Source organism: Candidatus Poriferisocius sp., from assembly GCF_965219815.1.
In the GTDB taxonomy this organism is placed as follows: Bacteria; Actinomycetota; Acidimicrobiia; order Acidimicrobiales; family Bin134; genus Poriferisocius.
The window spans coordinates 121,076-133,669 of record NZ_OZ244791.1 but is presented as its reverse complement, the minus strand read 5'-3'; the positions used below and the strand labels follow the sequence as shown (position 1 = coordinate 133,669).

Genomic DNA, 12,594 nt, shown 5'->3' with positions numbered 1-12,594 from the left:
GGCGAAACCCTATCCCTGGTCTGACCCCATCAGGTCGTCGGGGGTGGGGAAGTGGCAGGCCACCGGATGTCCGATGCCCAAATCGAGCAACTCCGGGTCGTACTCGGCGCATATCGACTGCGCCTTCCAGCATCGGGTCCGAAAGCGGCATCCCGAAGGGGGCGCGGCTGGGTTGGGCGCATCCCCTTCCAGCACTATGCGCCTTCGCCTCTTCTCGAGCTTGGGGTCGGGAATGGGCACTGCGGACAGCAAGGCCTGGGTGTAGGGATGGGCCGGGGTTTCGTACACTTCCGGCCCGGTACCCGTCTCCACGATCCGTCCCAGATACATCACTGCCACCCGGTCGGAGATGTGGCGGACCACCGACAGATCGTGGGCCACGAACAGGTAGGTGAGTCCCAGTTGGCGCTGGAGATCTTCCAGCAGGTTGAGCACGCCGGCCTGAATGCTCACGTCGAGGGCTGACACCGGCTCGTCCAGGATGATCAGCTCGGGTTCGAGGGCGAGGGCTCGGGCGATTCCGATGCGCTGGCGCTGGCCGCCGGAGAACTCGTGAGGGTAGCGATTGCCGTGCTCGGGGTTCAGCCCAACCAGCTCCAGTAGTTCTCTCACCCGGGCCTGGTTGTCCTCGTTGGCTCGGTGGATTCGCAGGGGCTCGGAGATGATGGCCGAGACCGTCATGCGGGGGTCGAGGGAGGCCATCGGGTCTTGGAACACGATCTGCATGTTTTGGCGCAGGGCCTGAAGCTGGCGGCGGCTCAGGTCGGCCAGCTCTTGGCCTTTGAATCGCACTGAGCCCGAGGTGGGCTGGATGAGGCGGAGAATGCAGCGGGCGATGGTGGATTTGCCGGATCCCGATTCTCCTACCAGACCTAGGGTTTCGCCTTGGTTGATGTGCAGGGACACGCCGCTTACGGCTTGGACGGTGCCCACGGTGCGGCGGACGACGCCTTTGGACTTTATGGGGAAGGTCTTGACCAGGTCGGCGACTTCGACCAGCGGGGTTGCTCCTTGCGGCAGGTCGGCGGGGCTAGACATCTTCGGCCTCGCCGTATTGGTCTTCGGCGTGGTGGCAGGCGGTGAGCTGGGTGCCTATAGGGCGTAGCTCGGGGGTCTCTTGAGAGCAGATATCGGTGGCTCGGGGGCAGCGGGGGGCGAAGGCGCATCCGGGGGGTGGGGCCAGCATGGATGGCGGGGTTCCGTCGATGGGCATCAGGCGGGTGCCCTTGGGGGCGTCGAGGCGGGGTATGGCGTCGAGAAGGCCGGCGGTGTAGGGGTGGGCGGGGCGTTCGAACACGTTGTCGGCCATTCCGGTCTCGGCTATCCGACCGGCGTACATCACCAGCAGCCGGTGGGCGGTGCGGGCTACCACGCCGAGGTCGTGCGTGATCACCACCAGGGCTGAGCCAGCGGCTTCACGGGCCCGCTCCAGAACGTCGAGCACCTGGGCCTGAATGGTGACGTCGAGGGCGGTGGTGGGCTCGTCGGCGATGAGAAGATCGGGGTCGTTGGCGATGGCCATGGCGATCATGGCCCGCTGGCGCATGCCGCCCGACAGCTCATGAGGGTAGGAGTCCACCCGCTGCGAGGCATTGGGGATGCCCACCAAGTCGAGCAGCTCGACTGCCTTCAACCGGGCGATGGCCGTCTTCGTCCGCTGGTGGACGCGGACTCCCTCGGCAATCTGGGCCCCCACGGTCATCACCGGGTTCAGCGAGGTCATCGGGTCTTGGAAAACCATGGAGATGGCCGATCCCCGCAGTTTTTCGAGTTCTTTGTCGGTCATGGCCGTCACGTCTTGGCCCCGATAGGCAATAGTGCCGCTTACTCGGGCGGTGCTCGGCAGCAGGCCCAGGGCGGCCATCACGCTGACCGATTTTCCCGAGCCAGATTCACCGGCGATGGCCAGCACCTCGCCCTCGTAGATGTCCCAGCTCACCCCCCGCACCGCCTGCACGTCGCCGTCGGGGGTGGGGAACACCACCTCCAAGTCCTGCACCGACAGCACCGGGACCTCGGCTCGGGGGTTGGCCGGGCTGGTCATCGCCGCTGCTCCCGGCGGGGATCTAGGGCGTCGCGCAGGCCGTCGCCCACGAAGTTCACACACAGCACCAGCAGCACCAGCACCGCCCCCGGCAGATAGAACAGCCACCACCTGGTGCGGGCGGCGTCTCGGCCTTCGTCCACCAGCGATCCCAGCGACACCTCGGGGGGCTGGATGCCGAAGCCCAAAAAGGCAAGGGCGGTCTCCAGCAGGATGGCGGTGGCCACGGTGAGGGTGGCGTACACGATGATCGAGCTCATGGCGTTGGGGATGAGGTGGCGGAAGATGATGCGGGTGTTCGAGGCGCCCAGGGCCTCGGCCGCCTCGATGTACTCCTTCTCCCGGATGGAGAACACCTCGCCCCGCACCACCCGAGCCAGCGGCGCCCACAGGAACAGGCCAATCACCACCGCCACGAACATGAGCGAGCTTCCGCCGCTGGCCCGAGTGCGGGTGCCCAGAACCATCAGCACCGGCAGCAGAGGAAGAATCAGCAAGAAGTCCACCAAGAGCCCCAAAGCGCCGTCTACTCGTCCTCGGAACCAGCCCTGCACCGCACCCAGAACCGAACCCAGCACGGTGGCGATGCCGGCCACCACCAGGCTGACGTGGATCGACACCCGCAGTCCTCGCATCGACTGGGCGAACATGTCGTGGCCGATGGTGTCGGTGCCGAACCAGTGGTCACCCGACGGCCCCTGCGAAAGATCGGGGGACAGATCCTTGTAGCCCCAGCCACCGAGCGGCTCGGCCAGGTAGCTGAACAAGTAGGCCACCACCAGCACGACGCCTGCGGCCACCGCCAGCCGGTGGGCGAGGAAGCGGCGAAGCACCAGCCGCCACTGGGAGCGGACCTCTGTCTCGGTCGGGGCGTCGGCGAACACGTTGGCCGGGATGTCAGCCATCTCGCACCCTCGGGTCCAGTTCGGTAAGGGCACGCCGTCGGTGCGGATTGGCTTCAGCCATCTCGCACCCTCGGATCCAGGAAGCCGTAAGTCAGATCGGTGAGCAGATTGACGATGATCACCGAGATGCCTACCGCCAACAGCCATCCCTGGGTCACGGCCACATCTCCGTTGAGCAGAGACTCCAGGAACAGCCGGCCCATGCCCTTCCAGTTGAACACCACCTCGGTGACCACCGTGCCACCGATCAGCGTTCCGAACGTGAGCCCGGTGTAGCTCACCACCGGAAGCAGGGCGTTGCGAAGGGCGTGGTGGGTGATGACCCGGCGCCGAGGCACCCCTTTGGCTCGGGCGGTTCGGATGTAGTCGCTCTCCAGAACATCGAGCATGGCCGAGCGCTGGAACCGGCTGGTGGCGGCCAGTTGGATCGCGATCAGGGTGAGGGCGGGAAGGATGATGTGGCCGGCCCGGTCGGCCCATGTCCCCCAGAAGTCGGCATCAAGCCGGGGCGACTGCTCGCCGATGGTGAAGAAGATCCGGCGTCCCCACCAGTCGTTGAACCGGATGCCCAAGTCTTTGAGCAACGCTCCGAGCCAGAACACCGGCATGGCGAAGAACAGGAAGGCGAAGAAGGTGGAGATGTTGTCGAACTTCCCGTACTGGCGCATCGCGCTCACCACCCCGACCGCCACGCCCAGGATCACCGAGATGACGGTGGCGGCGATGACCAGCCGCAGGGTGACCGGTATGGCCTCGCCCAGCAAGGTGGTGACCGCCCGGCCGTTGTCGGTGGATGTGCCCATGTCGCCAGTGAACATGTCGCCCAGCCAGCTTCCGTAGCGCTCGATAAGGGGCTTGTCGAGGCCCAGGCTGGCTTCCAGGCGTTGGACTTGCTCGGCTCCGCCCGGTTGCGACAGCAGAAAAACCCGCTGTTCGGCGATGGGATCGACGGTGGCCACCAACAAGAAGGCCACCAGGGTGGCGAAGAATAGGACGACGACGGATATGAGCAGCTTGCGTGTCGCGTACCCGAGCACCAGTAGGAAAGCTAGTTAGCGAGCGCCCACTCCTCCAGATTCCAGGTGAAGCTTTCCAAGGTGGGGTTGTCTTGGATGTTTTGGAGGTTGTCGTTCCAGGCCAAGAAGAAGGGGAGTTGGTACACGGGTGTGTTGGGGAGGGTTTCCCACATGAGAGCGTCGGCCTGATTGAGTAACTCGGCTTGGCGGTCGGCGTCGAGGGTGAAGGTGGCCTCCACCAGCAGTTCGTTGACCTGATCGTCTACGTAGGCGCCGGGGTTGCTGTCGCTGCCGGTGCCGAAGACCTGAAGGGCCGATGTGGCCGGCAGCGGTCCGCCCACCCAGGCGAAGATCACCAGATCGAAGTCGCCGGGGGGGCCGGGGGGATCGTTGGTTGAGCCGAATACCGGGCCGAAGATCTCGCCGCCGGGCAGGTTGTCGATGGTGATTCTGATTCCGGCTTCAGCCAGCTGGTTCTGCACCAGTTCCTGGAACTGCTCCCGGCGGTCATTGCCGCCGGTGGTGCGGATGCGCAGGCTCAGCTGTCGGCCGTCTTTGGCGTACACGTCGCCGTCGAGCTCCCAGCCGGCGGATTCCAGCACGGCGCGGGCCGCAGTCACGTCCCGCTGTTGGAACTCAGCCGGAGTGTTGTTTTGATACTGGGCTTGGCCGTTCATGTAGATCCGGTTGCCCAGTGGTTGGGCCGACTCCGAGAACGGCCGCATGAGCGCGGTCACGATCAGCTCTCGATCGAGCGCTAATGCGATGGCCTGGCGCGCCTCCAAAGGAACGGTGGCAGTGTTGAACGTGATGTGCTCCCAGGTGGGGCCGAAGGTGATGGAGGATTCCACTCCGCTTATACCGTTGATCTGTTGCACTAAGTCCACTTGGGGTTGCGGATAGATCACGTCTACTTCGCCGTTTTCCAGCGCGAGGGGCAGGTTGCCCACGTCGCTGATGAACCGGAAGGTGACCTCGTCGATATGGGGACCTTCGCCGAACCAGGTGGGGTTGGCCACCAGTGTCAGATCGCTGCCCGGGTTGTACTCGTCTACCACATAGGGACCGGCGCCCACACCTGGATCGGTGCGGAAGCCGTCGCTCCAGTCCCGGCCCAGGTGGGCGGGCGGGAACGGTCCGGAGAACAGCAGGATGTATTCCACGAAGGGCTGGCCCTCGGGCCAACTCAGACGGACGGCCTTGTCGTCTACCACCTCCAAGGTTGCGCTGTCGAAGCCCTGAGTGGCAGCGCAATCATCTTGGGGGTCGTTGCAGTTCTCGAAATAAAACACCATGTCGTCGGAGCTCACCGGGGTTCCGTCGCTCCACATGGCGTCGGCTCGCAGCCGGTACTCCACCACCAGGGGGTCCTCTTGGATGATGGTGGGCAGGGTTTCGCAGAAGTACGGCTCGAAGGAGAAATCGGGGCGGGTCCGCGTGCAGGTGGGGTAGATAGCCCGGGTGATTTGGCGACCGGCCAGGAGGTTGTCGCCGGCCGTCAAGTTGTTGAAGTTGGTGATCTCCTGCTCCAGACCGACGACCACGCTGGTGGGCTGCTCTTCTTCCGGGCTGGAGTCTTCGGCTTGGGTCGGGGCCGCCGCAGGCTCTTCACCTGTGGCCGGGGCCGCAGTGGGCCCTGAGGCATCCGGTGGAGGCGAGTCGTCGTCGTTGCCACAGGCAGCGGCTAGCAGGACTAGTGCCAGCAGGGCCGCGACCACTCGCGAATATCGATCGATTTTCATGTGCTTTGTCATAGCAAGGTCAATTATGGCTGGCCTTATAGCCGCGGGGGCAAAGAACCCCGTTCGCGGAATGTCGCTAGGGTCGATAGCATGGGAGCGAAGGGAACATATCCGGGTGTCCGGCGGTTGTAACCTCAACCGGTAGCGAAGGAGAGAGCAGTGACATTGGAAACCGTCCGCAACCCAGCGGCCCTCATCGAGATCACCGAGTTGGTGGATCGGCTGCTGGACGCCATCGATGGAGAGCTCACCAGCCGCTCCCGGGTGGTAGACGGACTGTTGGACCTGCGTCTTGCCGCTGCTGGTCTTCCCGAAGTGGTCGCCCAAGTCGATGATTGCCTAGCCACGCTTCCCGGCAACACCACAGTGACCAATATGTGGTGGATGGAGACGTTGGCCGACCTCCGCAGCGCTGCTTCTAACTGATCCCCCGATTGGCGGCAGCTCGGCTGCACCGGAGACATAGGAGGGATACGCTCGCGGGGCAGCAGGAGGTGGCGAGATGACTGGTTCTTCTACGGCGGTGGTGGGGAGCAGGTTGCTTCGGAAGGAGGATCCTGAACTGCTTACCGGGGAGGCCCGGTTTGTGGACGATCTCGACCTCACGGGGGCGCTATGGGTGGCATGTGTGCGGAGTCCTCATGCGCATGCTCGCATCAACTCCGTTGATCTGAGTGCTGCCCTTGGCGCTGATGGGGTGGTGGCTGCTTATTCGGGGGCAGACCTGGCGGAGTCTTGGGGGCCGTTGCCGTGTGCCTGGCCGGTGACCGATGACATGAAGAATCCGGCTCATCTGCCTATTGCGGTGGACAAGGCCAACCATGTGGGCGACGTGGTGGCGGTGGTACTGGCCGGTGATCGCTACGGGGCGGCAGATGCTGCCGCCCTGATCGAGGTGGAGTACGAGCCACTCGATGCGGTGGTGGACCTCGAGGACGCCTTGGCCGACAGCACGGTCATCCACGATGACTTGGGTACTAACGCGTCCTACACCTGGGAGCTGACTCCGGATGCAGACGCGGTGGAAGCTGCGTTTGCCGCCGCCGACCATGTGGTGGCCGAGCGCTATATCCAGCAGCGGCTCATTCCCGCGGCCATGGAGCCACGGGGGGTGGTGGCAGTGCCCTCGCCATTTGGGGGCGACATCACCATCTACTCGGCCACTCAGATCCCCCACATTCTCAAGGTCATGGTGGCTCTCACCCTGGGCCTGCCGGAGCAGAAGGTGCGGGTGGTGGCCCCTTCGGTGGGGGGCGGCTTCGGCTCCAAGCTGAACGTGTACGCCGAGGAGATCATGTGTACCGCGCTAGCGCTGCGCCACGGTGTGCCCGTGCGCTGGACCGAGGGCCGCTCCGAGGCCGCCGGATCCACCATCCAGGGCCGGGGCCAGATCCAGGACATCGAGCTGGCCGCCGACGCCGAGGGCCGCATCAGCGCGGTGCGGGTGAAGCTGGTGGCCGATATGGGGGCCTATCTTCAATTGGTTACCCCCGGCGTGCCCCTGCTGGGCGCCTTCTTGTACCACGGCTGCTACGACATCCCGAACTATTCATTCGTGTGTACGGGGGTGTTCACCAACTTGACGCCCACCGATGCCTACCGGGGGGCGGGCCGGCCCGAGGCCACCTACGCCATCGAGCGGGCCATGGACTCGCTGGCCGCGGCGGTGGGGGTGGACCCGGCCGAGATCCGGCGGCGCAATTTCATCGGTCCGGAGCAGTTCCCCTACGAGTCGGCCCCCGGGCTGATCTTCGACAGCGGCGACTATCCCCAGGCCTTGGAACAGGCTTTGGAGTTGGTGGACTACGAGGGTTTGCGGGCCCAGCAGGCCGATCGCCGGGTCGCCGGGGACACCCGGCAGTTGGGTGTGGGCCTGTCGAGCTACGTGGAGATGTGCGGTTTGGCTCCCAGCCGGGTGCTGGCCTCGCTCAACTACGCGGCTGGCGGCTGGGAGTCGGCCACCGTGCGGGTGCTGCCCACTGCCAAGGTGCAGGTGGTGACCGGCACGTCGCCCCACGGCCAGGGCCATGAGACGTGCTGGTCGATGATCGTGGCCGACCAGCTGGGCGTGGACCCCGACGATGTGGAGGTGCTGCACTCCGACACGGCTATCTCCCCGCTGGGACTCGACTCCTACGGCTCCCGCTCGCTGTCGGTGGGCGGCACCGCGGTGTACATGGCCGCCGACAAGGTGATCGACAAGGCTCGGCTGATTGCCGCCCACCAGATGGAGGCCAACGTGGAGGACTTGGAGTTCTCCGATGGCACCTTCCGGGTGAAGGGCCAGCCCGACGCCGAGATGCCATTGGCCGCAGTGGCCTTCGAGGCGTTCACGGCTCACAACCTGCCCGACGGCATGGAGCCCAACCTTGAGGGCCACATGACCTGGGATCCGCCCAACTTCACCTTCCCGTTCGGGACCCACGTGGCCGTGGTTGAGGTGGACACCGAGACCGGCGACGTGGAGATGGTGGACTACGTGGCGGTGGACGACTGCGGCAACCAGATCAACCCGATGGTGGTGGAGGGCCAGATCCACGGCGGCATCCTCCAGGGCGTGGCCCAAGCTCTATGGGAGGAGGCCGCGTTCGACGCAGAAGGCCAGCCCCGAAACGTGAGCTTCCTGGACTATCTGGTGCCGTCGCCGGCGGAGACTCCGTCGTTCCGCACCGATTCCACGGTGACACCCAGCCCAACCAACCCCATGGGGGTGAAGGGCATCGGCGAGGCTGGCACCATTGCCTCCACCCCGGCGGTGATCAACGCCATCGCCGACGCACTGTCGCCCCTGGGAATCAACGATGTGGAGATGCCGGCCACGCCTGAGCGTATCTGGGGATTGATCTCCGGGTCACAAGATCGGCCTAGCCGCCGACGGGGGCTGAGAGGGCTATTGCGGCGTTGATGAGGCCGAGGTGGGAGTAGGCCTGGGGGTGGTTGCCCAGCAAGCGCTCGCTGGCGGGGTCGTATTGCTCGGGAAGCAGGCCGGTGGGGCCGCATAGGTCGAGGTAGCGGTCGAACAGAGCTCGAGCGTCGTCGATCTGGCCGATGAGCGCGTAAGCCTCGATCAGCCACGACGTGCAGATCAGAAAGCCGCCCTCGGTGCCGGGCAGCCCGTCGTCGTGGCGGTAGCGGTAAACCGTCTGGCCGTCTCGCAGATCGCTCTCCACCGCCTTGAGGGTGGAGACGAAGCGGGAGTCGTCGGGGGGCAGCAGCCCGCTCAATCCAATCCACAGCAGGCTGGCGTCTACGTCAGTCGAGCCGTAGGCGGTGGTGTAGGAGCGGCGCTGCTCGTTCCACCCATTCAAGATCACATCGGCGGCGATCCGGTGGCGAAGCGGGCTCCAGTACGAGGCCAGCTCGGGGTCGATGCGCACGGCGATCTTGATGGCCCGGTCTACGGCCATCCAGCACATGACCTTGGAGTGGACGTGATGGCGGGGCGGGCGGCGCTCCTCCCAGATGCCGTGGTCGGGCTCGTGCCAGCGGGCGGCCACCGCCCCCACCACTGCCTTGACCACCTCCCAGTGCTGGTCGGTGAGGGTCACTTGGGCCTCGCACAGTCGCCAGGCCAAGTCCACCACCGGACCGAATACGTCGAGCTGCACTTGGTGCTCGGCGGCGTTGCCGATTCGCACCGGACGGCTTCCGGCGTAACCGGCCAACTCGGGCAGTACCGCCTCCGGCAGGGCTTCGTCGCCGACCAGGGGATATACCGGGCGGAGCTGTTCGGGTCCGGGGAGATGCTCCACTCGGTCGAGGATCCAATCCAGCAGATGGCAGGCCTCCTGGCTGCTGCCCAGAGCCAGCAGCGCGGCTGCGCTCATGCTGGCGTCTCGGGGCCAGCAGTAGCGGTAGTCCCAGTTGCGGACGCCGCCCATCACTTCGGGCAGGCTGGTTGTGGCGGCGGCCAGGATCGCTCCCGAGGGCTGGTGGCAAAGCGCCTTGATCACCAGTGCGGATCGCTCCACTTCCTCGGCGGCCACCGATGGCAGCGTGAGGTTCTTTGCCCAGTCGCGCCAGTACTGCTCGGTGGCCTCGCGGCGATCGGCTTCGGCAGTCTCCGGCCAGCCAAACCGGCCGGGAACGCCCAGACGCAGCATCAGCTCCAGCGGCGCGCCGTTGAGTTGGACGTGGGCTACCGCGGTCTGATGGGGGCCGTCGTCCACAATGTCCCAGCTCAACCCGGGCGCGGTGAGCATCATGGTCTCGGCGGCCCCGGTGATCTCTAGGCCGTCGTGGATCACGTGCAGGCCGGTGGGGGCCCGGCCGAAGTCCAAGCGGGGGGCGAACTCGATGTCGATTGTCCCGGTGCCCTCTATGACTCGGACCAAGGTGGTGCGGCCCGCCGACTTGAAGGGCCGCCCACGGGAGCAGTCCAGGTAGTCGGTAACTGTCACATCTGACCACCGGGTCTCGACCACCATGGTGCCGTCCAGGTAGCGGTGGGAGATGGGCGGGCTGTCGTCGTGGCGGCTGATGGAGAAATGCCCGGCTCGGGCGCCCCCGAGCAGTCCGGCGAACACCGCTGGTGAGTCGGCCCGGGGGTGGCACATCCAGTTCAGCGAGGCGTCGGAGGTGACCAGCGCCACCGTCCGCTGGTCGCTGAGCAGGCTGTGGCGCTCGATGGCCAGGTCGTGTTCACCCATGAGCCACGCCCGCCGACGCTCGGCCACAAGGGCCAGCATCTGAGCCACTGACTGGGGGTCGTGCAGGCGGCCCCGGGCCAGGGTCGGCCCCGGCCCCACCTTCAGGCCGAGGTCGGGGCCCGTAAGCCGGGCGAAGGCGTCCTCGTCGGTCACATCATCGCCGGCGAAGATCACCGCCTCGGCCGAAACGTCGGTTCTCAGCCGGTCGAGGGCGTCGCCCTTGTTGAGGTCCAGCACCGACAGCTCCACCACCATCTTGCCGGTCTTGAGGTGAACGCCATCCCGGGAGCCCGGTCCGCTCAGAACGTCCTCCACCGCGATGGCAGCGATCTCGGGTTCGGCTTTGCGATAGTGGAAGGCGACTCCGGCCGGCTTGGGCTCGACGATGAACCCGTGGTCGCGCTGGGCGATGTCGTTCAGCTCCCCCAGTACCCGGTCGCGCAGGTCCCGCTGCTCGGGGGACAGGTCGTCGGCGAAGCCGACGTCGAACTCGGTGCCGTGGCTGCCCACCAGGTGGATCTCCTCGGGCAGGCGGCTCAGCGCGGCCAGGTCCCGCAGCGCCCGTCCCGAGATCACCGCCACGTGGGTGTCGGGCATGGCGGCCAACTGGCGCAGCGCGGCCACCGACTCCCGGAGGGGCCGGGCCTCGTCGGGGTTGTCGATGATGGGGGCCAGCGTGCCGTCGTAGTCGCAGGCCACCAGCAGCACCGGCACTCGGGCCAGCTCTCGCAGCCGAGCTTCCACTTCTTCGGCCGCCATGATGGGGCTGACCTCGTTCATGGGCTGGTCTCCACGCGGGCCAAGAAGCGCTTCGTCATTCGCAGGCCTCCAGGCGGGCCAGGAAGCGCTCGGCCCAGCGCTGGGCGGTATTGGACCGCACCACCCGTCGCATGGCTCGCATGGCCGGAACGGTGTCGGTTTTGGGGCGATGGGCCGCGGCCTCCATGGCGGTCTTCAGACCCTCGATGTCGTGGGGGTTGATCAGCTCGGAGGTTCGCAGCTCCTGGGCCGCCCCGGTGAATTCCGACAGCACCAGCACTCCGGTGTTGTCGGGGCGGGAGGCCACGTATTCCTTGGCCACGAGGTTCATGCCGTCGCGCAGCGGGGTCACCAGCATGATGTCGGCGATCAGGTACATGGCCACCAGCTCTTCGATGGGCTGGCTCTGATGGAGATAGTGGACCACCGGTCGGCCCATCACCCCGAAGTTCCCGTTGACGTCGCCCACCATCTGCTCCACCTCTCGGCGGACCTCGGCGTAGCCGGTGACCTGGGAGCGGCTGGGCTCGGCGATCTGCACCAATACGCAGTCGTCCACCGAGAGCCGCCCCTCGGCCAACAGCTCCCGGAAGGCCCGCAACCGCACCTCGATTCCCTTGGTGTAATCCAGGCGGTCCACCCCCAGCAGCACGGTGCGGGGTGAGCCCAGGGATTGGCGGATATCCACTGACCGGGCCTGCACCGCAGGATCGGCGGCCAAACCGGTGATCCGGTCGGTGTCGATGCCGATGGGGAAGGCGCCCACTTGGCTGGTCCGCCCGTTGTGCTGGATCACTCTTCCGGTGGTTTTGGCTCCGGTAATCCGGTTCACTGCCCGGCAAAAGTTGTCGGCGCCCAAGGGGGTTTGCAGGCCGATCAGGTCTGCGCCCAAAAGGCCGTCGATGATCTCGGCCCGCCACGGCAGCCGGATGTACAGCTCGCGGGCCGGGAAGGGGATGTGGAGGTAGAACCCAATCCGCAGGTCGGGCCGGGCCGCACGCAGAAGGCCGGGCACCAGCAGCAGGTGGTAGTCGTGGATCCACACGGTGGCTCCGGGGGCAGCGAGGTCGGCCACGGTGGCGGCGTAGCGCTGGTTGACGGTTCGGTAGGCGTCCCACCAGGTGCGGTGATACTCGGGGGGGACCAGGGCGTCGTGGAATAGCGGCCACAGGGTGGCGTTGGAGAACCCCTCATAGAACAGCTGGAGCTCGCCCTGGCTCACGCCTACCGGATGGCACTGGAAGCCGTCCACTTCGAACGGCTCGGTGCCTGGTCCCGGCACGCCCGTCCAGCCAGCCCAAACTGCGTCGGGATTGCCGGACATGACGGGGCGCAGAGCAGACACCAGCCCACCGGGGCTGGGAACCCACTTGGCCGTCTCACCCTCCCACACCCGCCTCACCGGAAGGCGATTGGCCGCGACTACGAAGCTCCACTTCTGGTCACCGGCGGCCATTTGGCCAAAATATCGCGCTTCTC

The 12,594-nt window shown here is 66.2% G+C and carries 9 protein-coding genes; 2 read left to right on the top strand and 7 right to left on the bottom strand.

Translation table 11 applies throughout. The annotated features are described in order from the left end of the window. Positions 1–9 precede the first annotated feature (9 nt). From ACOQPI_RS00630 to ACOQPI_RS00610, 5 genes are read right to left on the bottom strand one after another with little or no spacing between them, the layout of a single operon-like run. A complete protein-coding gene (locus ACOQPI_RS00630; RefSeq protein ID WP_420617795.1) occupies positions 10–1,038 on the bottom strand; it encodes an ABC transporter ATP-binding protein in 1,029 nt (342 codons plus the stop codon). Beyond that, entirely contained in the window at positions 1,031–2,044 is a 1,014-nt protein-coding gene (locus ACOQPI_RS00625; protein ID WP_420617794.1) for an ABC transporter ATP-binding protein, read from the bottom strand. The genes ACOQPI_RS00630 and ACOQPI_RS00625 overlap by 8 nt, the downstream gene beginning before the upstream one ends. Next, a complete protein-coding gene (locus tag ACOQPI_RS00620) occupies positions 2,041–2,949 on the bottom strand; it encodes an ABC transporter permease (protein WP_420617793.1) in 909 nt (302 codons plus the stop codon). The genes ACOQPI_RS00625 and ACOQPI_RS00620 overlap by 4 nt, the downstream gene beginning before the upstream one ends. Positions 2,950–3,002: 53 nt before the next feature. After that, positions 3,003–3,986 (bottom strand): ABC transporter permease, encoded by a 984-nt coding sequence (locus tag ACOQPI_RS00615; RefSeq protein ID WP_420617792.1) that lies wholly within the window; start codon positions 3,984–3,986, stop codon positions 3,003–3,005. Between the two features lie 11 nt (positions 3,987–3,997). Beyond that, a complete protein-coding gene (locus ACOQPI_RS00610) occupies positions 3,998–5,707 on the bottom strand; it encodes an ABC transporter family substrate-binding protein (protein WP_420617791.1) in 1,710 nt (569 codons plus the stop codon). A 159-nt stretch (positions 5,708–5,866) separates the two neighbouring features. Here ACOQPI_RS00610 and ACOQPI_RS00605 point away from each other — a divergent pair, with 159 nt between their 5' ends. Together ACOQPI_RS00605 and ACOQPI_RS00600 are read left to right on the top strand one after the other, a co-directional pair. After that, complete coding sequence (locus ACOQPI_RS00605; RefSeq protein WP_420617790.1) at positions 5,867–6,133, top strand: hypothetical protein; 267 nt, start codon at positions 5,867–5,869, stop codon at positions 6,131–6,133. Between the two features lie 76 nt (positions 6,134–6,209). After that, a complete protein-coding gene (locus ACOQPI_RS00600; RefSeq protein ID WP_420617789.1) occupies positions 6,210–8,612 on the top strand; it encodes a xanthine dehydrogenase family protein molybdopterin-binding subunit in 2,403 nt (800 codons plus the stop codon). Here the strand turns inward: ACOQPI_RS00600 and otsB are convergent. Beyond that, positions 8,572–11,136, bottom strand: a complete 2,565-nt coding sequence (otsB, locus tag ACOQPI_RS00595; RefSeq protein WP_420617788.1) for a trehalose-phosphatase — start codon at positions 11,134–11,136, stop codon at positions 8,572–8,574. The two genes, ACOQPI_RS00600 and otsB, sit on opposite strands and share 41 nt — an antisense overlap. A 34-nt stretch (positions 11,137–11,170) precedes the next feature. Continuing rightward, positions 11,171–12,571: an alpha,alpha-trehalose-phosphate synthase (UDP-forming) gene (locus ACOQPI_RS00590; RefSeq protein ID WP_420617787.1), complete on the bottom strand. Its 1,401-nt coding sequence runs from the start codon at positions 12,569–12,571 to the stop codon at positions 11,171–11,173. Positions 12,572–12,594: the final 23 nt, after the last annotated feature.